This is a genomic window from Amycolatopsis cynarae, assembly GCF_026802195.1.
GTDB classification, from domain to species: Bacteria; Actinomycetota; Actinomycetes; order Mycobacteriales; family Pseudonocardiaceae; genus Amycolatopsis_E; species Amycolatopsis_E rhizosphaerae.
In genome coordinates, this window is the sequence record NZ_CP113836.1 from 2172124 (window position 1) to 2192258 (window position 20135).

Here is a 20135-nt window from a genome sequence, read left to right on the forward strand (position 1 = left end):
CCTCGCTGTGGGATCTCCTCCTCATGAATGCCAATTCACTGTGTTGAACGCAGTCGGAGCTGGCAGTGTCGTTTCTGCGAGGGACCACGTCAGAACCCGCGGCGGTGCAAGCTGACAGCGTGGCCCAAGCGGCTCCGCCGCCTGGGAAATAACCTAACGACCTCCGGGGAGAGCATCGATGACAACGACGTCGAAGATCCGGATCGCGGCCGCACCGATTTCCTGGGGCGTGTGCGAGGTGCCCGGCTGGGGCCGGGTGCTGGAGGCGGCGACCGTGCTCGGCGAGATGGCGCGACTGGGGGTGGCGGCCACCGAACTCGGGCCGCCCGGATACCTCCCCCGTGACCCGGCCCGGCTGCGGGAACTCCTCGCCCGCCACAGCCTGACCCTCGTCGGCGGTTTCCTCGCCGTCGTGATGCACACCGGCCAGGAAAAGGCCCTCGCGGAGGCCGGGGAATCGGCCGCGCTGCTCGCCGCCTGCGGCGCGGAGGTCCTGGTGCTGGCCGCCGCGACCGGCCTCGACGGCTACGACGAGCGCCCTGAGCTCAGCGGCGCGGAATGGGCCACGCTGATCGGCACCGCCGGGAAGATCCGGGACCTCGCCGCTCGCCACGGCCTGCGCACCGTGCTGCACCCGCACGTCGGCACGCACGTGGAACGGCGGGCCGAGGTCGAGCGGTTCCTCGCCGATTCCGACCTCGCCCTGTGCCTGGACACCGGGCACCTGATGATCGGCGGGACCGATCCGGCCGAACTGGCCGCGCGCCACCCGGACCGGGTCGGCCACGTCCACGCCAAGGACGTGCGCGGGGAACTGGCCGCCGAGGTCCGCGCGGGGCGGCTCGGCTACACCGAAGCGGTCGGGCGGGGCCTGTACGTGCCGCTCGGCGAGGGGGATGTGGACGTGGCCGCGATGGTGCGCTCCGTCCAGTCCGCCGGGTACGAAGGCTGGTACGTCCTCGAACAGGACACCGCCCTCGGCGAGGCGAGCCCGGACGATCGACCTCGACGGGACGCCGAGCGGAGCCTGGCCTATCTCACCAAGATCACCGAGTGATGTTTCCCTTCCCTGGTCCCAAAGGAGTGACTGTGTCCCTATTCGGAAAGCGCTTCACGGCGGTCGCGGCACTGGCCGCGGCCTGCCTGGCCCTCGCCGCCTGTAGCGGCCCGAGCGCCGACAAGCCCGCCGCGAGCACCGGTGCCACCGCGGCCGCGCCCGGCGGCGGCGGGCCGTTGAAGGTCGCGGTCGTCACGCACGGCAGTGCGGGCGACGCGTTCTGGAACGTGGTGAAGAACGGCGCCGAGCAGGCGGGCAAGGACCTCGGCGTCGGGGTCGACTACTACTCCGACGGCGACCCGGGCAACCAGGCCAAACTCATCGAGAACGCGGTCGCGCAGAAGGTCGGCGGCCTGGTCGTGTCGATGGCCAACCCGCAGGCACTGCAGACCGCGGTGCAGGACGCGGTGAAGGCGGGCATCCCGGTCGTCACGATCAACTCGGGGGAGGACTTCAGCGCCGCGTTCGGCGCGATCGCCCACGTCGGGCAGAGCGAGGGCCTGGCGGGCCAGGGGGCGGGCCAGCGGCTGAAGGCGGCGGGCAGGACCAAACTGCTGTGCGTCATCCACGAGGCGGGCAACATCGGGCAGAACCAGCGCTGCGACGGGGCGAAGCAGGCCTTCGGCGACGTCACCACGCTGCAGGTCGACATCTCCAACCCGGCCGACGCCGAGTCGCGCATCCGCGGCGCGCTGCAGTCCGACCCGTCGATCGACGCCGTGCTGGCGCTGAACTCCCAGGTCGCGGCCCGCGCGGTGAGCGCGGCGAAGAGCGCGAACTCCAAGGCGCAGGTCGCCACCTTCGACCTCAACGCCGACGTGGCCGCGGGGATCAAGGACGGCAGCATCCTGTTCGCGGTGGACCAGCAGCAGTACGAACAGGGCTACCTGCCGATCGTGATGCTCAAGCTGTACAAGGAAAACGCCAACACGCTCGGCGGCGGCCACCCGGTGCAGACCGGCCCCGGCTTCGTCGACAGGACCAACATCGACACGGTCGCGCCGTACGTCCAGCGCGGCACGCGGTGACGGGAGGCCGGTGATGACCGCGACGTTCCAGGCACAACCCGACGAACGGCTGGCCAGGCCCCGGCTGGCCGACCGGCTCGTGATCCGGCCGGAGATCGGCGCGCTGCTCGGCGCGATCCTGGTGTTCTTGTTCTTCTCGATCGTCACCGGCCAGTTCCTCAGCCCGCTGGGCGTGGCGACCTGGCTCGACGACTCCTCCGCCCTGGGCATCATGGCCGTGGTGGTCGCGCTGCTCATGGTCGGTGGCGAGTTCGACCTGTCGGCCGGGGTGATGACGGCGTCGACGTCGCTGGTCACCGCGATCCTGGCGACGCAGGCGGGCTGGAACGTCTGGCTCGCGCTGCTGGTGTCGCTGGTCTTCGCCCTCGCCGTCGGCGCGTTCAACGGGTGGCTGGTGATGAAGACCGGCCTGCCCAGCTTCATCGTCACGCTGGGGTCGTTCCTGGCCCTGCAGGGCCTCAACCTCGGCGTGACGCGGCTGGTCACCTCGACCGTGCAGGTTTCGGGCATGCGGGCCACGGACGGCTACGAATCGGCGGGGGCGCTGTTCGCCTCGACGTTCGACCTCGGCGGCACGCGGTTCCAGTCCTCGATCCTGTGGTGGGTGGCCGTCACCGCGGTCGCGGCGTGGGTGCTGGTGCGCACCCGGTTCGGCAACTGGATCTTCGCCGTCGGTGGCGCCCAGTTCGCGGCCCGCTCCGTCGGCGTGCCGGTGGTGCGCACGAAGATCCTGCTGTTCATGACCACCGCGCTGGGTGCCTGGCTGGTCGGCTCGATCAACATCCTGCGCTTCGCCAGCGTGCAGGCCAACCAGGGGATCGGGCTGGAGTTCCAGTACATCATCGCCGCGGTGATCGGCGGCTGCCTGCTCACCGGCGGGTTCGGCTCGGCGGTGGGCGCCGCGATCGGCGCGCTGATCTTCGGCATGGCCCGCCAGGGCATCGTGTTCGCCCAGTGGAACAGCGACTGGTTCATGCTGTTCCTCGGCATCATGCTGCTGGCCGCGGTCCTGGTCAACAACGCCTTCCGGCGGCGAGCGGAAAGGGTGCGGCGATGACTCCGCTGATCGAAGTCCGCGAGGTCGGCAAGACCTACGGCAGCGTGATCGCGCTGCGGGACGTGTCCACTGTGGTCCGTGCCGGTCAGGTCACCTGCGTGCTGGGGGACAACGGCGCCGGGAAGTCCACCCTGATCAAGATCCTGGCCGGGGTGCACCAGCACGATCGCGGCGAATTCCTGGTCGAGGGCACTCCCGTGCGGTTCTCGTCGCCGCGCGAAGCCCTCGACCGCGGCATCGCGACGGTGTACCAGGACCTGGCGGTGGTACCGCTGATGAGTGTGTGGCGCAACTTCTTCCTCGGCTCCGAACCGACCGTCGGCTGGGGCCCGTTCCGCGCCCTGGACCGCAGGAAGGCGCGGGACACGACGAAGAAGGCCCTCTCCGACATGGGCATCGACCTGCGTGACGTGGAGCAGCCGGTCGGCACGCTCTCCGGTGGCGAGCGGCAGTGCGTGGCGATCGCGCGGGCGGTGCACTTCGGCGCGAAGGTGCTGATCCTCGACGAGCCGACGGCCGCGCTCGGGGTCAAGCAGGCCGGGGTGGTGCTGAAGTACGTCGCCCAGGCCCGTGACCGGGGCCTCGGGGTCGTGCTGATCACGCACAACCCGCATCACGCCTATCCGGTCGCCGACCGCTTCCTGCTGCTCAAGCGGGGCGCCGCACTCGGGGCGTACGAGAAATCCGACATCGACCTGCCGGAGCTGACGAGGCAGATGGCGGGCGGCGCGGAACTGGAGGCGCTGGAGCACGAACTGCGGCAGGCGGGAACCGCCGGATGAGCCGTGTCGAGGCGTTGACGATCGGCCGGGTCGGGGTGGACCTCTATCCCGAGCAGAGCGGGGTTCCGCTGGCCGGGGTCCGCACCTTCGCCAAGTCGCTCGGCGGCACCGCGACCAACGTCGCGGTCGCCGCCGCCCGGCTGGGCCGCTCCACGGCGGTGCTCACCAAGGTCGGGCCGGACGGCTTCGGCGACTACGTCCGCCAAGCGCTCGCCGGGTTCGGCGTGTCACCCTCCTATGTGGGCACCACGGAGGGCCTGCTGACCCCGGTGGTGTTCTGCGAGCTGAACCCGCCCGCCGACCCGCCGCTGCTGTTCTACCGCGCCCCGATCGCGCCCGACCTCACGCTCACCGGCGAGGACGTGCCGTGGGAGCTCGTCGAGTCGGTGCCGCTGCTGTGGGTGACCGGAACCGGCGTTTCGGCGGAGCCGGCCCGGGCCACCCAGCACCGGATCCTGCGGGCCCGCGGGCGGCGGGAGCACACCGTGCTGGATCTGGACTACCGGCCGATGTTCTGGCCGGACGCGGCGACCGCGCGGGCCGAGATCGGCGGGATGCTCGACCACGTGACCGTCGCGGTCGGCAACCGCGCCGAGGCCGAGGTGGCCGTGGGCACCGCCGATCCGGAGATGGCCGCGGACCGGATGCTGGCGCGCGGGGTGCGGCTGGTCCTGATCAAGAAGGGGGCGGACGGAGTGCTCGTCGCCACGCCTCAGGGCCGGTGGACGGTGCCGCCGAAGCGCGTCGAGGTGGTCTGTGGGCTCGGTGCCGGAGACGGCTTCGGCGGCGCGCTGATCCACGGGCTGCTGTCCGGCTGGGACCCGGTGCGGACGGCCGAGTACGCCAACGCCGCCGGCGCGCTGGTCGCGTCGCGCCTGGCCTGCGCGGACGCCATGCCCACCGCGAGCGAGATCGAGGAGCTGCTGTGACCCTGGAGACCGTGGATAGCCTGTCCGAGGAGCGCTGGCGCGAACTGCTGCGCGTCCGGGCGAGCGATCCGGGGGCGGTGCGGCGGGCGTACGCGACGCGGAAGCGGCGGAGCCGTCTGCTGTCGGAGGCCGGGACGCTGTTCCTGGTCGCCGCCGATCATCCGGCCCGGGGCGCGCTCGGCGTCGGCGGCGACCCGCTGGCCATGGCGGACCGGCGCACGCTGCTGCGGCGACTGCTGATCGCGCTGGCGCACCCCGCGGTGGACGGGGTGCTCGGCACGCCGGACGTGATCGAGGAACTGCTGCTGCTGGACGCGCTGCACGACAAGGTCGTGATCGGCTCGATGAACCGCGGCGGGCTGGCCGGGGCGGACTGGGAGATCGACGACCGGTTCACCGGGTACGACGCCCGTTCGCTGGCCGAATACGGGCTCGACGGCGGCAAGATGCTGCTGCGGCTGGTCGATTCGGACCGGGGCACGGTGCCGACGCTGCACGCCTGCGCCGAGGCGGTCACCGCGCTGGCCGCCCACGGGCTGATGGCCATGGTCGAGCCACTGCCCTACGCATGGGCTGCCGGGAAACTGGTGCTACGCAAGGATTCCGCCGCGCTGGCGCGGGCGGTGACGGTGGCTTCCGGGCTCGGTACGACCTCGGCCCACACCTGGCTGAAATTGCCGTCCACGGACGATCCGGCGGTGCTCGGCGCCACGACGCTGCCGGTGGCCGTCCTCGGGGGTGTGCCCTCGGGTGATCCGGCGGCCGACCTCGCCTCGTGGGGCCGCACGCTGAGCCACGAGGTGGTGCGGGGCCTGGTCGTCGGCCGCACCCTGCTCTACCCGCCGGACGGGGACGTCGGCGCCGCCGTGGACGCCGCCGCGAAGATCCTGGAGGCCGCGAAATGACGCACAGCCGGTTGCACCGTCCACTGGGGACACTGTCCGACGGCGCCGATCCCGTCCGGCTGACCCCGGAGATCGCGGGCTGGGACTACACCGGGCTCCGGGTGCTCCGGCTCGCGCCCGGCGAGGCCCGCGTGCTGCACACCGGCGAGTTCGAGATGTTCGTGCTGCCGCTGGCCGGTTCGGTCACCGTCGAAGTGGACGGGCTGGCCTTCGAGCTGGCCGGGCGTTCCTCGGTGTTCACCCGCGTGACGGACTTCGCGTATGTCCCCCGTGACGCCGTAATGAGACTGTCCACAGTGGAGGGAATCGAAGTCGCGCTGCCGATGGCGAGGTGCGCGCGGCGGCTGGAGCCGAAGTGCGGCCCGGCCGAGGAGGTCCCCGTGGAAGTCCGCGGCGCGGGGCAGGCGACCCGGCAGGTGACCAACTTCGGCGTGCCCGGGGTGTGGGAGCACGCGGACCGGCTCAGCGCCTGCGAACTGATCACGCCGGACGGGAACTGGTCGTCGTACCCGCCCCACAAGCACGACGAGGCCACCGAATGTGAAGTGGTCAACGAGGAGATCTACTACTTCCGCATCGCGGGGCGGGACGGGACCACGCCCTCCCGGGAGGGTTTCGGTCTGCACCGGACGTACACTTCGGACGGTGCGCTGGACGAGGACGCCGCGGTGCGCGACGGTGACGTCTTCCTCGTCCCGCGCGGCTACCACGGACCGTGCGTGGCCGCGCCGGGGTACCCGATGTACTACCTGAACGTGCTCGCCGGGCCCGGGGCGCACCGCTCGATGGCGTTCTGCGACGACCCGGCGCACGGCTGGATCCGCGACACCTGGGCCGGGCGGGAACGCGACCCCCGCTGCCCGGTGACGAGTCACGAAGGACGTGTCCGATGAGGCTGACGACGGCGCAGGCGCTGGTGAAGTGGTTGCTGGCCCAGCGTTCGGAAACCCTGGACGGCCGGGAGGTCCCGCTCTTCCCCGGGGTGTTCGCGATCTTCGGGCACGGCAACGTGCTCGGTCTCGGCTCCGCACTGGAGGAGCATCGCGACGAGATCCCGGTGTGGCGCGGGCACACCGAGCAGGGCATGGCGCTCGCGGCGATCGCGTACGCGAAGGCGGCGCACCGGCGCCAGGTGTGCGTGGCGACCTCGTCGATCGGGCCCGGCGCGCTGAACATGGTCACCGCGGCCGGGGTCGCGCACGCGAACCGGCTCCCGGTGCTGCTGCTGCCGGGCGACACCTTCACCAGCCGCGCGCCCGATCCGGTGCTCCAGCAAGTCGAGCACTTCGGCGACGCGACCACGACGGTCAACGACGCCTTCCGCGCGGTGAGCCGGTATTTCGACCGGATCACCCGGCCCGGGCAGCTGATCGCCACGCTGCCGCAGGTGGCGCGCGTGCTCACCGATCCGGCCGACTCCGGGCCGGTGACCCTGGCCCTGCCGCAGGACGTCCAGGCCGAGAGCCACGACTTCCCGGACTCGTTGTTCACCCCGGTCACGCACCGGCCGCCGCGCCCGCGCCCGGACGCGCGGTCGGTGGCCGACGCCGCCGGTGTGCTGCGGGCGTCGCGGCGGCCCCTGCTGGTCCTCGGCGGCGGCGTCCGCTACTCCGGTGCCGCGGCGCGCGCCCTGGATTTCGCGGAGCGGCACGGCATTCCGGTCACCGAGACCACGGCGGGCCGGACCCTGGTGCCGCACGCCCATCCGCTGTACGCCGGGCCGCTGGGCATCACCGGCTCGTCGTCGGCGAACGCGCTGGCCGCCGAGGCGGACGTGGTGCTGGCGGTGGGCACGCGGCTGCAGGACTTCACCACGGCGTCGTGGACGGTGTTCTCGCCGGAGGTCCGGCTCGTCACGCTCAACGCGGCCCGGTTCGACGCGGTCAAGCACGGCGCGCTGGCCGTGGTCGGCGACGCCGACGCCGGGCTGGCGGATCTCGGCGAGCGGCTGACCGGCTGGCGGGCCGGGTCTTCGTGGTCTTCGCGAGCCGCCGCCGAACGGGCCGAATGGGACGGTCGCATCGACGCGCTGCGCGGCGCGGACGCGGACGTTCCGTCGTACGCGCAGGTCGTCGGGGTGGTCAACGGGCTTTCCGAGGCGCACGACTACGTGATGACCGCGTCCGGTGGGCTGCCCGGCGAGCTGATCGGCGGATGGCGTGGCTCCGGCCGGGTGAGCATGGACGTCGAATACGGCTTCTCGTGCATGGGCTACGAGCTGTCCGGCGCCTGGGGTGCCGCGATCGCGCACGAACCGGGCCTGGTGACCACGCTGCTCGGCGACGGCTCGTACCTGATGTTGAACTCGGAGCTGTTCTCGGCGGCCTTCGCGGGACACCCGTTCGTCGCGGTGGTGTGCGACAACGACGGTTACGCCGTGATCGCCCGGCTGCAGGAAGGCCAGGGAGCCAAGCCCTACAACAACTTCTACGCCGACTGCACCACATCGCACGCCTCCCCGCCCCGCGTCGATTTCGCGCGCCATGCCGAGTCGCTGGGCTGCGTGGTTTTTTCGGCCTCCACTGTGGACGAATTACGCGCGGCGTACGCGCGGGCGAGGGAGGCGGCGGTGGCCGCGAAGCGCCCGGCGGTGGTCGTGGTGAAGACGCAGCCGTCGGCCTGGACCGAGGCCGGGGCCTGGTGGGAGGTCGGCGTGCCGGAGCACCTGGCCGGGCGAGCCGCCTTCGACGCGGCGAAACCCGGCCAGATCCGCTACCTCGGCTGAGACGGCTGCTTGCGGTGAAAGCGGCTTCGGGGCGGAACATATCGCGCGGGAAGCCGCGCGAACACCGAGAATTTGCGGGGCCCTGCCGGCGGCATAGGGTGTCAGGCGTCGTCCATCTTGCACAGTGAAGGGACTCCGGTGACCGCTCCAGCCTTGACCATCGAAGAGCTGACCGCTCAGCGCGATCGTGCCCGCCAGGACTACCTGGCCCTCTCGGCGCGCGGCCTGAAGCTGGACCTCACCCGGGGCAAGCCGTCGCCGAGCCAGCTCGACCTGTCCGACGGGCTGCTGGAAGCGGCCGGGCCCGCGGTCGCCGCCGACGGCACCGACGTGCGCAACTACGGCGGGCTGCAGGGACTGCCGGAGCTGCGGGCGATCTTCAGCGAGGCCCTGCAGGTTCCGGTGGAGCGGTTGCTGGCCGCCGGGAACTCCAGCCTGGAACTGATGCACGACGCCGTGGTCTTCGCGATGCTGGGCGTGCTTCCGGGGGCGCAGCGGCGCTGGGTCGAGGAGCCGGAGGTGGCGTTCCTGTGCCCCGTGCCCGGCTACGACCGGCATTTCGCGGTGTGCGAACGGCTGGGCGTCAAGATGATCCCGGTGCCGATGACGGGCGACGGTCCGGACATGGACGTCGTCGAACGGCTCGCGGGCCAGGACCCGAGGGTGAAGGGCATCTGGTGCGTGCCGAAGTACAGCAACCCGGACGGGGCCGTCTACGCGGACGAAACCGTGCGGCGGCTGGCGGCCATGACCACCGCGGCCCCGGACTTCCGGATCTTCTGGGACAACGCCTACGCGGTACACCACCTCACCGATGAGCCCGCCGAGATCGCCGACCTGCTCGCGCTCTGCGCCGAGCACGGCCACCCCGACCGCGCGTTCGTCTTCGGCTCCACCTCGAAGATCACCTTCGCGGGCGGCGGGGTCGCCTTCTTCGGCTCCTCCGAGGCCAACATCCGGTGGTGGCTGAGCCACACGTCCAAGCGCAGCATCGGGCCGGACAAGGTCAACCAGCTGCGGCACGTGCGGCTGCTGCGGGACGCCGAGGGGCTGCGGGAGCACATGCGCCGCCACGCGGCGCTGCTGCGGCCCAAGTTCGACGCCGTGGACAGGATTCTCACCGCCGAGCTGGGCGGCACCGGCCTGGCCTCGTGGACCCGCCCGGCCGGCGGCTACTTCGTCAGCCTGGAAGTGCCCGAGGGCTGTGCGCGCGAGGTGGTCGCCAAGGCCGGGGAGGCGGGCATCGTGCTCACCCCCGCCGGGGCCACCCACCCCTACGGCGACGACCCGGCCGACCGCCTGATCCGCATCGCCCCGAGCTACCCCGCCCTGCCGGAGGTCGAGGCGGCGATCTCGGGCCTGGCCACCTGCGTCCGCCTCGTCGCCACCGAGAAACTCCTCGCCACCCGCTCCTGACCCGTGCCGTGAAGGGACCCTTCACGGCTCACCCCAGGCGGGCCACGCACCGGAGTTACCGGATGCTGAGCCGGCCCAGCACGTCGGCGAAGGCGGTGTAGGTGCGGTGCCCGGGACGGCGGTCCAGGACCGCGAAGGTCACCTGGCTGAACCACGGGCTGTCGGCCAGGGCGGCGGCGAACGTGCTGGCCACGAGTTCCGGGTCGTTGCCGAACACCCCGCAGCCCCACGCGCCGAGCACGAGCCTGCGGTGGCCGTGCGCGGCGGCCACCGCGAGGACGCGGCGTGCCCGCCGTGACAGGATCGCCGGGACTCCGGCCGCCCGTTCGGGCTGGTTGCGGGCGAGCGCGGCGCGGTTGGGCGCCGCTGCGGTCAGGAACGACACCGGATACGGCTCGGTCAGCAGCGTGTCCTCCTCGTCACGGAACACCGGCACGCCGGGGGAGTAGATGACCCGGTCGCTGTAGGTGAGTCCGGGCCGCGACCGGTGGTGTGCGTAGAATTCCGGAGCCGCACGGAGACAGGCGTACAGCGCGGAACCGCGGGCGATCGTCTCCTCCTGCGCCTGCGCGCCGTTGAGGAAGCCGCCGCCGGGGTTGCGGGCCGAAGCGAACACCAGGCAGGCAGTGCCTTCACCGAGTCGCCGGGCGGCCGTCAGGCTCGATTCGTTGGTGACTTCGACGGCGGGCGGGCCGTCGAGCCGAGGGGGTTCCGGCAAGGGCTCGTCCGGCAGATGCAGGCGCGTACCGGCGACGGCGCGGCCCACGGCGTCACCGATCGCGACCTGCCCGCCGAACGCCTGATAGGACCCGCGGTCCACGATTTCGACCGTCTCGTGCGCGATTTCGCGCAGTCGCTTGCTCATCGCGTGCATCGTCGCAGGCGATGCGACGGCCGCCAACCGGTTTACCGTATGCCCACCTCCCTGTGGCGCCCGTCACGAAGGCGCGCTGTCACAAGGCGGGGGCAGCCGGTGTCTGGTGTTCGTTCCGCAACACCAACGAGTGAGGACGAAGTCATGAACGCTCGATTCGATCTGCTCGGCAACGAGCTCGCCGTCAAGTTCAGCAAGCGGTTCGCCAACGCCAGTCTCGTGATCGAAGGCTCGCCGTTGCCGAAGGCAACCCGGGAACTGGTGTCGCTGCGCGCCAGCCAGATCAACGGCTGCGGCCTCTGCATCGACATGCACACCAAGGAACTGGCGGCCGCCGGTGAGGCCGCGGTGCGCATCAACCTGGTCGCCGCCTGGCGCGAGGCCACCGTGTTCACCGAGGCCGAGCGGGCCGCGCTGGCATTCGCCGAGGAGGGCACCCGGCTCGCCGACGCCCACCAGGGCGTGTCCGACGAGACCTGGGCCGAGGTGCGCGAGCACTACGACGACGACCAGATCGCCGCGCTGGTCTGCCTGCTCGGCGTGATCAACGCGGCCAACCGGATGAACGTGATCGTGCGCCAGCCGGCGGGTTCCTACGAGCCCGGCATGTTCGAGAGCATGATGAGCTGAGCGGCGGCCGGATCCCGGCCGGGCCCGCGCCTCCCGGCGCGGGCCCGCGGCCGCGGGAAACGGCGGCCACTAAGCTCGGCAGCCTGATGAGCGCAACTCTTGTGGTGAAGGGCCTCGCCGCCTCCTACGGCGAGCGCACCCTGTTCTCGGACCTGGACCTGGTCGTGCCGCCGGGTGAGGTCGTGGGCCTGATCGGGGTCAACGGCGCGGGGAAGTCGACCCTGCTGCGGGTGCTCGCCGGCCTGGCCGAACCGGACAGCGGCGAGGTCCGGCTGAACCCGCCGACGGCCACCGTCGGGCACCTGCCCCAGGAACCGGAGCGGCGGGAGGGCGAGTCGGTGCGGGCGTTCCTGGCCCGCCGCACCGGGGTCGCCGCGGCGCAGGCCGAACTGGACACCGCCACCGAGGCGCTGGCCACCGGCGCGGATGGCGCCGACGACGCCTACGCGGCCGCGCTGGACCTCTGGCTGACGCTGGGCGGCGCCGATCTGGACGACCGCGCCGAGGAGGTCGCCGCCGAGCTGGGGCTCTCCGTCGGCCTCGATCAGCCGATGACCTCGCTCTCCGGCGGGCAGGCCGCGCGCGCCGGGCTCGCGTCGCTGCTGCTGAGCCGGTACGACGTGTTCCTGCTCGACGAGCCGACCAACGACCTCGACCTGGACGGCCTGGCCCGGCTGGAGCGGTTCGTCGGCGGGCTGAGGGCGGCGACCGTGCTGGTCAGCCACGACCGCGAGTTCCTCGCCCGCACCGTGGACCGGGTCGTCGAACTCGATCTCGCGCAGCGGCAGGTCAACACCTACGGCGGTGGGTACGAGTCCTACCTCGAGGAGCGGGCCGTCGCCCGTCGGCACGCGCGGGAGGACTACGAGGAGTACGCCGCCACCAGGGCCACCCTCGAAACCCGGGCCCGCACGCAGCGCGCGTGGATGGAGAAGGGCGTCAAGAACGCCCGTCGCAAGGCCTCCGACAACGACAAGATCGGCCGCAAGTTCCGCGCGGAGGCCACCGAAAAGCAGGCTGCCAAGGCTCGCCAGACCGACCGGATGATCGAGCGCCTGGAGGTCGTGGAGGAGCCGCGCAAGGAGTGGGAGCTGCGGATGGAGATCGCGGCGGCACCGCGCGCGGGCGCGGTGGCCGCCACCGCGCGCGGCGCGGTCGTGCGCCGCGGCGGTTTCACGCTCGGCCCGGTCGACCTGCAGATCGACTGGGCGGACAAGGTCGCGATCACCGGTGAGAACGGGGCCGGGAAGACCACGCTGCTGGCGGCGCTGCTCGGCCGCGTCGAACTCGACGAGGGGGCCGCGGCGCTGGGCCCGGGCGTGGTGGTCGGCGAGGTGGACCAGGCACGGCGGCTGTTCCTCGGTGACGTGCCGCTGGCCGAGGCGTTCGCCCGCGAGGTGCCGGAGTTCGCCGACGCGGAGGTCCGGACGCTGCTGGCGAAGTTCGGGCTGACCGCGGCGCACGTGCTGCGCCCGGCGGCGACCCTGTCACCGGGCGAACGGACGCGCGCCGCGCTGGCCCTGCTGCAGGCGCGCGGCGTGAACCTGCTGGTGCTCGACGAACCGACCAACCATCTCGACCTGCCCGCGATCGAACAGCTCGAGTCCGCTTTGGACAACTATCCGGGCACACTGCTGCTGGTGACCCACGACCGCCGCATGCTCGACGCCGTGCACCTCACCCGTCGCCTGGAAGTGGCGGACGGCAAGGTCACGGAAGCCTGAGGGTGACCGGTTCCCGTTCCCGTGGTGATCACGCGCAGGTTTGCCTCTAAAATAGAGGCATGAGTCCTTCTCCGGTTCTCGCCGCCTGGGCCTCGGGTGATCACGGCCCGCTCTCGGAGGCCCTGGCCGAGCACGTGACGTTTTCGAGCCCGGTCGCCGACTACCACGGGCGCGGCGACGTCGCGCACATGCTCGGACTGATCGCGGGCGTGCTCGAAGGGGTCGAACGGACGGGGGAGTGGGGCGACGAGCGGGATGCCGTCTATGCCCTGGTGGCCCGGGTCGGCGGCCAGGATGTGCAGGGCCTGCTGCGGGAGGAGCGCACCGGAACCGGGGAGCTGGCCCACATAACCCTGTTCCTGCGGCCCTACCCGGTCCTGCGGACGGCGATCGGCCGGATGCGGGAGGCGCTCGAACGGACACCACTGCCCTCCGTGCGGGGGTGAGCGATGCCGGGCACACCGCAGCCGGGGCACCCCGTTCGCGGGTCCACCACCGGACGACCCGTCATGGCGCTGTTCGACCTGGTCGGGCGGCGATGGACACTCCGGATCATCTGGGAGCTCGACCGGGCGGACAGGCCGCTGACCTTCCGTGAACTGCGTGCGTCCTGCGGCGACCTCTCGTCGAGCGTGCTCACCCGGCGGCTGCACGAACTCACCGGCGCGCGGATCGTCGAACGGGCCGGTGGCGGCTACGTGCTGACCGCGACCGGCAACGGCCTCGTCGGCAGTCTCGAACCCCTGCTGGACTGGGCACAAGCCTGGAGCCGTGAACTCCGGTCGGCCGAGGGCGGTGAGGGACGGCCTCACGGCGAATAGGTGTCGGGTGCCCTCAACGTCGCCTTGAGGGCACACATCCGATACGAGGACCGACAGGCCGCCCTCCCGCCGCCGAGGGACCAGGTGCGGTTATTGCTTCACGAAGCCGGGTTCGGCGACCTTCGGGGATGGGATCGTCGGTTCGTCGGTCTTCGGGCCGGGGATCGTGTCGATGCCCTCCATGCCCTTGGTGAAGTCGACCGGTTCGTCGTCCATGAAGGCGCGCGGGTTGAAGGTCTCGTCGACCATGACGCCGTGCACCCGCCGCCGCTGCATCCCGAAGTTTCCGGCGTCGTAGAGCGGCAGCAGTGCCGCTTCCCGCAGGTAGCGGTCGAACCGGTGCTTGCGGTCGACCGCGTTGACCCCGACGACCTGCATGCACTTGTACACGCAGTCGAACATCATCTCGGTGCAGTGCACCTTGCACATCGCGCCGAGCATTTCGCCGTGGTAGCCGTGCTGGTCCAGGTAGTGCGCCGCCTTCCAGCAGAAGTACCGAGCGGCCTCGATCTTGGCCGCGACGTCGCCGAGGACGTAGCCCGGGTACTGGTAGTTGATGATCGGGGCGGGCCCGCCCGCGGTGTAGGTCTTGGCCCAGCGCAGGGTCTCCTCGTAGGCCGTCCTCGCCACCGCGACCGCGCCGATCCCGGCGACCGGGCCGGACCAGGCGAAGTTCCGGTTGATCACCAGGTCGCCGTTGCCCCGGGTCCCCTCGATCAGGTTGTCGGCGGGCACCCGCGCGTTGTCGAAGATGATTTCGCAGTTGGGTGTGCTGCGCTGGGCGCTGGTGCTGATCGACCGGTAGGTGATGCCCGGGGTGCCCCGCTCGATCATGAGCGCGGACAGGCCGACGGTGCCGCCGGCGCGGGGGTCGGTGCGCACGATCACCAGGTTCAGGTTGGCGCCCTGGTTGTCCCAGCCGCCGACGTTGCAGGGCCAGTACTTGCGGCCATTGACGACGTATTCGTCGCCGTCGCGCCGCGCGGTGACCTGCATGCCCGCCCCGTTGATCGCCGGGGCGTCGAAGTTCGCGGTGCCACCCGGCGTGCCCGGCGGTTCACTGGCCGCGTATCCCACGATGAATTCACCGCTCTGATCGGCGGTCGCGGTGCCGATGAACCGTTTCTTCTGCTCCTCGGTTCCGTAATACCAGACCGGCAGCAGCCCGAGTCCGTTCACCAGTACGGTGGTGCCGAATCCGGGATCGACCGCCTGGATCTCCTCGGCGGCGATCACGAAATCGACATTGGACAGTCCGCCCCCGCCGTATTCGGCAGGGAGCATGGAGAACGCGATACCGCGCTTGCACGCCTCGGCGTAGGCGTCCTTGGTGAGCTGGAAGCCCTTCAACGGATCCGGTTCTGCGTCGATCTTGTCGGTCAGCGGGGCCAACTGGCTCTCCGCGAAGGAGCGGGCGGACAACTGGATCTGCCGCTGTTTTTCGGTCAGTGTGAAGTCGATAGCCATAGTGCTACCTCAACCTGATTTCGAAAAAGGAGAGAAAACGAGAATGGAATGGAGTTTTCATGTGGCGCGGATCACAGTCTACCCCGCGCCGTGTCCGCCTGCCGGGCGTCAGTGCCCCGGCCGGCCTTCGTGATCCCGCCATGCCGTGACGGTGGCCTTGGCCCAGGCGATGACGCGTTCCGGGAAGCCGTCGGCGGGGAATGTGCCGTCCTGGGCAACGTCGGCGATGGTGACACCGAAGACCGTGGGTGACGAAGTCCCGGACGGGGCGGGCGCGGCGGGGGAAAGGTCCGGGAGCGCCGCACCCCGGTGGCGGTGGGAGTTGGCGCGTCGGGCCCGTTCGGTGAGTCGTGAGGTGGCGGAGAGGCCCTCGTTGAGGTAGGTGTGCAGAATCGTCCAGGAGCGCACCCGTTCGGAGACGGGCAGACGGCTGGGGTGCTGGAGCAGGAAGCAAGAGACCGTGACCCCGTGCAGGGGGCCCCAGGGCGGGCGCCGGGAGTGGTCGAGCGCGAGCACGGTGTGGAAGAGCTCTTCACACGACTGGGGTTGGGCGGGCGCTCCGCATTCGGGACAGCGGCCCGGTGCCTGCTCCCTGTCGATCGGCGTGCGACCCCCGCGTTCACCGTGAACAGCCACTTCTACTCCTGCCGAGACGGACCGATAGGTATCGGTGCCGCATGGTAGGGGCACCAGCCACGGGAGAGTCGACCAGCTTCGCGGTCGAATCCGGTGCTGCCGAAGCATTTCCCGTGAGGGCCCCGCACGCCGGCCGGCTCATCCGGAACGGGTGTTCACGTCTCCCTCCGGTCGATGCGAAGTTGGACCGAGTGCCGGTTTCGCAGGTGGTGGAGGGCATCCATGGGGTTGGACTATTCCGACCGGACGGACTTCGACAACGCCACCCGGGGACTGGTCGACCGGCTCGATCCGTGCACGGTCGAGGCCGCCGACGGCAGGCTGGTGTGGGATCTGCGGCCCTACGACTTCCTCGACGGCGAGTGCCCGGACACGGTGCACCCCAGCCTGTGGCGGCAGGCGCGGCTGTGCCGGGCACACGGCCTGTTCGAAGTGACCGGCGGGATCTACCAGGTGCGCGGCCTGGACCTCTCGAACATGACCCTCGTCGAGGGGGACACCGGCGTCATCGTCATCGATCCGCTGACCTCGGCCGAAACCGCGGCCGCGGCGATCGCCCTCTACCGGCGGAACCGGGGGAACCGGCCGGTCACCGGGGTGATCTACACGCACTCGCACGTCGATCACTTCGGCGGTGTGCGGGGGGTACTGCCCGAGGGCGCGGGCGAGGTCCCGATCCTGGCGCCGGAAGGCTTCCTGGAGCACGCGGTGTCGGAAAACGTCTACGCGGGCACGGCGATGGCCCGCCGCGCGAGCTACATGTACGGCGCGCCGCTCGGCGCGGGCCCGGCCGGGCAGGTGAGCAACGGCCTGGGCATCGCGCTCTCCCGCGGCTCGATCGGCCTGATCGCGCCCACCACCGACATCACCCACACCGGTCAGGAGGAGACCGTCGACGGGGTGCGCATGGTCTTCCAGATCACGCCGGGAACCGAAGCACCCGCGGAGATGAACTTCCACTTCCCCGGTCACCGCGCGCTTTGCCTGGCCGAGAACGCCACGCACAACCTGCACAACCTGCTGACCCTGCGGGGCGCGCAGGTCCGCGATCCGCGGCGGTGGTCGCGGTACCTCAACGAGGCGATCGAACAGTTCGCCTCCGGCACCGACGTCGCCTTCGCGTCCCACCACTGGCCCACCTGGGGCACCGGCGACATCGTGCGTTTCCTGACCGAACAGCGCGATCTCTACGCCTTCCTGCACGACCAGACCCTGCGCCTGCTGAACAACGGCCTGACCGGGCCCGAGATCGCGGAGCGGTTCACGCTTCCCCCGGCGCTGGAATCGGCCTGGCACGCCCGCGGCTACTACGGGTCGGTCAGCCACAACGTCAAGGCCGTCTACCAGCGCTACCTTGGCTGGTTCGACGGCCATCCGTCGTCCCTGTGGCTGCATCCGCCCGAGGCGGCCGCCGTGCGCTACGTCGAGGTGATCGGCGGGCAGCAGGCCGTACGCGACAAGGCAAGGCACTATGCCGAAGAAGGGGACCTGCGCTTCGCTGCCGAACTGCTCAAGCATGCGGTGTTCGCCGACCCGGGTGACGACGCGGCCCGGGACGCGCTCGCCGAAGTCTGCGAAAAGCTGGCCTACGGCAGCGAAAACGCGACCTGGCGCACGTTCTACCTCACCGGCGCCCACGAGTTGCGCCACGGCGTCGAACCCCTTCCGCTGACTCCGTCCCGCGGACTGCTGGCGGCGCTCACCGTGGAGCAGGTGTTCGACGCACTGGCGATCCGCCTTGACGGTCTCCGGGCGGCCGCCGAATCCCTCGTCATCGACTGGCGGTTCACCGACTCCGGCACCACGGTGCGCCTGGCACTGTCCCACGGCGCGCTGATCCAGACCTGGAATCCGAAGAGCGCGGTGCGGCCGGATCTCACCCTCACCCTGGCCAAGCGGCACCTGCCCGGCCTGCTCGCCGGGCAGGGGCTCGACGACATCGAGCACGAAGGCGATCTCTCGGCGCTGGCCAGGCTGAGGGGACTGCTGCAGACGCCGGACGAATCCTTCCCGATCGTCACTCCCTAGAAAACCGGTCGCTTCTCCGTCTCCCTTGCGACAGCATGGATCCTCGCCGAGCGGCCGCCGGGCCGGGGAGGGGGAGGGATGTCCGAGCCCGCCGAACGGGACGACGACGCGGATACGTTCAGGAAGTCTTCGCGCCGGAAGGACGCCATGCTGCTGGCGCTGCGCCATTACGGGCGTGTGCTGGCCCGGCACCGGACGGTCGCCGTGCCGGGACTTCTGGTGCCCGCACTGGGAAACACCTGCCTGGCCTATCTCGCGCCACTGGCCATCGGTGCGCTCGCTGGGAAGCTGTCCGGAAACGGCGCGGGAATCGCCGTCCTGCTGCCGTACCTGCTCGCCTTCGCCGGTCTCCTGCTCGCGGGAGAGTTGTTGTGGCGCCTCGGTATCCACTGTCTGGTCAGGACGGACGCCCGCGGGATCGAGGACCTCTACCTCACCGGCATGGACGAGCTGCTGGCCAAGGACGCGGCGTTCTTCCACGACAACTTCGCCGGTTCGCTGACCAAACGCCTGATCAGCTTCGCCGCCCGCTTCGAGGATTTCGCCGACACACTGGCCTTCAACGTGATCGCCAACATCGCACCGCTGGTGTTCGCCTCGGTGGTGCTCTGGCGTTACGACCCGCTGCTGGTGGCGGTCCTGTTCGGCATGATCACGCTGACCGGGCTGGTCGTCGCGCCGCTGGTGCGGCGGCGCCAGGCGCTGGTGGACGGGCGGGAGGCCGCCTCGGCCCGGGTGTCCGGGCACATCGCGGACAGCCTGGCGAACATGGAGACGGTGCGGGCCTTCGCGGCGGAGAAACGCGAAGCCGCCGAGCACCGGGCACGGGTCGGGGAACTGCGCCGCCTCAACATCCGCTCCTGGGACTACGCGAACCTGCGCATCGACAGCGTGGTCACCCCGCTGTCGGTGCTCACCAACGTGCTCGGGCTGCTGATCGCGGTCGGCGTGACCGGCGGGAAAATGGGTGTCGAGGCGATCGTGGTGACGTTTTCGTACTACACGAGCGCCACTCGCGTGATGTTCGAGTTCAACCAGATCTACCGGCGGCTGGAAAGTTCGCTCACCGAGGCCGCCCAGTTCACCTACCTGCTGCTCGATCCGCCGACCGTGCTCGACCCGCCGTCACCGGAACCGCTGCGGGCGGCGCGGACCGGCATGTGCAGCGGCACGGGCGTCGAGGTGCGCTTCGAGGGCGTGCGGTTCGGGCACGCCGGTGCGGCGCCCTTGTTCACTGGTCTGGACCTCATCGTGCCGGGCGGCAGCAAGCTCGGCCTGGTCGGCCGGTCCGGCGGCGGGAAGACCACGCTGAGCCGGCTGCTGCTGAGGATGATGGACGTCGACGGGGGCCGTATCCTCGTCGGCGGCCAGGACATTTCGCGGCTGCGCCAGGAGGATCTGCGCGGCCTGATCGCCTACGTGCCGCAGGAACCGGCGATGTTCCACCGGACGCTGCGCGAGAACATCGCCTTCGCCCGCCCCGGCGCGGGCGACGAGGAGGTGTACCGCGCCGCCAAGGCCGCGCACGTCACGGAGTTCGCCGAAGCGCTGCCGGACGGGTTCGACACCCTGGTCGGGGAGCGCGGGGTGAAGCTCTCTGGCGGGCAGCGGCAGCGCGTCGCGCTCGCCCGCGCGATCCTGCGGGACGCGCCGATCCTGCTGCTGGACGAGGCGACCAGCGCGCTGGACTCGGAGAGCGAAATCCTGGTGCAGGACGCGCTGTGGCGGTCGATGGAGGGCCGGACGGCGCTGGTGGTGGCGCACCGGCTGAGCACCGTGGCGCGCATGGACCAGCTGGTGGTGCTCGACCACGGCACGATCGTCGAGCGGGGCACGCACGCGGAACTGCTGGCCCGCGAGGGCACCTACGCCCGCCTCTGGGCCCACCAGTCCGGCGGCTTCCTCACCGACGACGCCCCCGCCCCCACCTTCTGACCCCGGCGCCTCCCGAGGCCGGGGTGTGCCGAGAGGGGGTCCCTCGCGGCCGCGGGGCCCGACGCTCCTCTAAAGTAAGGCAATCAATTGATTTAAATCTGTGCGCGCACCGAGGACGGGA

Annotated in this window: 18 protein-coding genes; 15 read left to right on the forward strand and 3 right to left on the reverse strand. The window is 71.0% G+C overall.

Annotated features, from left to right (window positions below; all coding sequences use genetic code 11):
• Positions 1-178 precede the first annotated feature (178 nt).
• The 9 genes from ORV05_RS10255 (at position 179) to ORV05_RS10295 (ending at position 9899) form a co-directional block, all read left to right on the forward strand.
• A complete protein-coding gene (locus tag ORV05_RS10255) occupies positions 179-1057 on the forward strand; it encodes a TIM barrel protein (RefSeq protein ID WP_268758216.1) in 879 nt (292 codons plus the stop codon).
• 32 nt (positions 1058-1089) lie between these two features.
• The gene (locus tag ORV05_RS10260; protein ID WP_268758217.1) at positions 1090-2085 is read left to right on the forward strand and encodes a sugar ABC transporter substrate-binding protein; all 996 of its coding nucleotides are present in this window, start codon (positions 1090-1092) and stop codon (positions 2083-2085) included.
• Positions 2086-2098: 13 nt separating this feature from the next.
• Complete coding sequence (locus tag ORV05_RS10265) at positions 2099-3142, forward strand: ABC transporter permease (protein WP_268758218.1); 1044 nt, start codon at positions 2099-2101, stop codon at positions 3140-3142.
• Complete coding sequence (locus ORV05_RS10270; protein ID WP_268758219.1) at positions 3139-3924, forward strand: ATP-binding cassette domain-containing protein; 786 nt, start codon at positions 3139-3141, stop codon at positions 3922-3924. The genes ORV05_RS10265 and ORV05_RS10270 overlap by 4 nt, the downstream gene beginning before the upstream one ends.
• Entirely contained in the window at positions 3921-4853 is a 933-nt protein-coding gene (gene iolC / locus ORV05_RS10275; protein WP_268758220.1) for a 5-dehydro-2-deoxygluconokinase, read from the forward strand. Before ORV05_RS10270 ends, iolC begins: the two co-directional genes overlap by 4 nt.
• A gap of 2 nt (positions 4854-4855) precedes the next feature.
• Complete coding sequence (locus ORV05_RS10280) at positions 4856-5758, forward strand: Cgl0159 family (beta/alpha)8-fold protein (RefSeq protein ID WP_456062019.1); 903 nt, start codon at positions 4856-4858, stop codon at positions 5756-5758.
• On the forward strand, positions 5755-6651 hold the full coding sequence (gene iolB, locus ORV05_RS10285; RefSeq protein WP_268758222.1) for a 5-deoxy-glucuronate isomerase: 897 nt from the start codon (positions 5755-5757) through the stop codon (positions 6649-6651). Before ORV05_RS10280 ends, iolB begins: the two co-directional genes overlap by 4 nt.
• Positions 6648-8483 (forward strand): 3D-(3,5/4)-trihydroxycyclohexane-1,2-dione acylhydrolase (decyclizing), encoded by a 1836-nt coding sequence (gene iolD / locus ORV05_RS10290; protein WP_268758223.1) that lies wholly within the window; start codon positions 6648-6650, stop codon positions 8481-8483. The genes iolB and iolD overlap by 4 nt, the downstream gene beginning before the upstream one ends.
• 138 nt (positions 8484-8621) lie before the next feature.
• Positions 8622-9899, forward strand: coding sequence for an aminotransferase class I/II-fold pyridoxal phosphate-dependent enzyme (locus ORV05_RS10295; RefSeq protein WP_268758224.1), 1278 nt, complete (start codon positions 8622-8624; stop codon positions 9897-9899).
• A 55-nt stretch (positions 9900-9954) separates the two neighbouring features.
• On the opposite strand, the gene ORV05_RS10300 is transcribed toward ORV05_RS10295, so the two are convergent.
• The gene (locus ORV05_RS10300) at positions 9955-10764 is read right to left on the reverse strand and encodes a TIGR02452 family protein (protein WP_268758225.1); all 810 of its coding nucleotides are present in this window, start codon (positions 10762-10764) and stop codon (positions 9955-9957) included.
• A 153-nt stretch (positions 10765-10917) separates the two neighbouring features.
• Between ORV05_RS10300 and ORV05_RS10305 the strand changes: the two genes are divergently transcribed.
• The 4 genes from ORV05_RS10305 to ORV05_RS10320 all read left to right on the forward strand — a co-directional run bounded on the left by ORV05_RS10305 (position 10918) and on the right by ORV05_RS10320 (position 13948).
• Positions 10918-11403, forward strand: coding sequence for a carboxymuconolactone decarboxylase family protein (locus ORV05_RS10305; protein ID WP_268758226.1), 486 nt, complete (start codon positions 10918-10920; stop codon positions 11401-11403).
• Between the two features lie 86 nt (positions 11404-11489).
• Positions 11490-13127: an ABC-F family ATP-binding cassette domain-containing protein gene (locus ORV05_RS10310; RefSeq protein WP_268758227.1), complete on the forward strand. Its 1638-nt coding sequence runs from the start codon at positions 11490-11492 to the stop codon at positions 13125-13127.
• A gap of 59 nt (positions 13128-13186) precedes the next feature.
• Positions 13187-13573, forward strand: a complete 387-nt coding sequence (locus tag ORV05_RS10315; RefSeq protein WP_268758228.1) for a nuclear transport factor 2-like protein — start codon at positions 13187-13189, stop codon at positions 13571-13573.
• Positions 13574-13636: 63 nt separating this feature from the next.
• Positions 13637-13948 (forward strand): winged helix-turn-helix transcriptional regulator, encoded by a 312-nt coding sequence (locus tag ORV05_RS10320; protein WP_268758229.1) that lies wholly within the window; start codon positions 13637-13639, stop codon positions 13946-13948.
• 90 nt (positions 13949-14038) lie between these two features.
• Here ORV05_RS10320 and ORV05_RS10325 read toward each other — a convergent pair whose 3' ends face one another.
• Both ORV05_RS10325 and ORV05_RS10330 read right to left on the reverse strand, forming a co-directional pair.
• On the reverse strand, positions 14039-15415 hold the full coding sequence (locus ORV05_RS10325; RefSeq protein ID WP_268758230.1) for an acyl-CoA dehydrogenase family protein: 1377 nt from the start codon (positions 15413-15415) through the stop codon (positions 14039-14041).
• 108 nt (positions 15416-15523) lie between these two features.
• Positions 15524-16051 carry a DUF5946 family protein gene (locus ORV05_RS10330; RefSeq protein WP_268758231.1) on the reverse strand — a complete coding sequence of 176 codons (528 nt, stop codon included), beginning with the start codon at positions 16049-16051 and terminating at the stop codon, positions 15524-15526.
• Between the two features lie 222 nt (positions 16052-16273).
• Here ORV05_RS10330 and ORV05_RS10335 point away from each other — a divergent pair, with 222 nt between their 5' ends.
• Complete coding sequence (locus ORV05_RS10335) at positions 16274-18079, forward strand: alkyl/aryl-sulfatase (RefSeq protein WP_268758232.1); 1806 nt, start codon at positions 16274-16276, stop codon at positions 18077-18079.
• Positions 18080-18157: 78 nt separating this feature from the next.
• A complete protein-coding gene (locus ORV05_RS10340) occupies positions 18158-20014 on the forward strand; it encodes an ABC transporter ATP-binding protein (protein ID WP_268758233.1) in 1857 nt (618 codons plus the stop codon).
• Positions 20015-20135: the final 121 nt, after the last annotated feature.

Bases quoted from the DNA above. Each gene is read 5' to 3' on its own strand.
- ORV05_RS10255 (WP_268758216.1), top strand. From the start codon at position 179: ATGACAACGACGTCGAAGATCCGGATCGCGGCCGCACCGATTTCCTGG.
- ORV05_RS10265 (WP_268758218.1), top strand. From the start codon at position 2,099: ATGACCGCGACGTTCCAGGCACAACCCGACGAACGGCTGGCCAGGCCC.
- ORV05_RS10270 (WP_268758219.1), top strand. From the start codon at position 3,139: ATGACTCCGCTGATCGAAGTCCGCGAGGTCGGCAAGACCTACGGCAGC.
- iolC (WP_268758220.1), top strand. From the start codon at position 3,921: ATGAGCCGTGTCGAGGCGTTGACGATCGGCCGGGTCGGGGTGGACCTC.
- iolB (WP_268758222.1), top strand. From the start codon at position 5,755: ATGACGCACAGCCGGTTGCACCGTCCACTGGGGACACTGTCCGACGGC.
- iolD (WP_268758223.1), top strand. From the start codon at position 6,648: ATGAGGCTGACGACGGCGCAGGCGCTGGTGAAGTGGTTGCTGGCCCAG.
- ORV05_RS10300 (WP_268758225.1), bottom strand. From the start codon at position 10,764: ATGAGCAAGCGACTGCGCGAAATCGCGCACGAGACGGTCGAAATCGTG.
- ORV05_RS10305 (WP_268758226.1), top strand. From the start codon at position 10,918: ATGAACGCTCGATTCGATCTGCTCGGCAACGAGCTCGCCGTCAAGTTC.
- ORV05_RS10310 (WP_268758227.1), top strand. From the start codon at position 11,490: ATGAGCGCAACTCTTGTGGTGAAGGGCCTCGCCGCCTCCTACGGCGAG.
- ORV05_RS10315 (WP_268758228.1), top strand. From the start codon at position 13,187: ATGAGTCCTTCTCCGGTTCTCGCCGCCTGGGCCTCGGGTGATCACGGC.
- ORV05_RS10320 (WP_268758229.1), top strand. From the start codon at position 13,637: ATGGCGCTGTTCGACCTGGTCGGGCGGCGATGGACACTCCGGATCATC.
- ORV05_RS10325 (WP_268758230.1), bottom strand. From the start codon at position 15,415: ATGGCTATCGACTTCACACTGACCGAAAAACAGCGGCAGATCCAGTTG.
- ORV05_RS10335 (WP_268758232.1), top strand. From the start codon at position 16,274: ATGGGGTTGGACTATTCCGACCGGACGGACTTCGACAACGCCACCCGG.
- ORV05_RS10340 (WP_268758233.1), top strand. From the start codon at position 18,158: ATGTCCGAGCCCGCCGAACGGGACGACGACGCGGATACGTTCAGGAAG.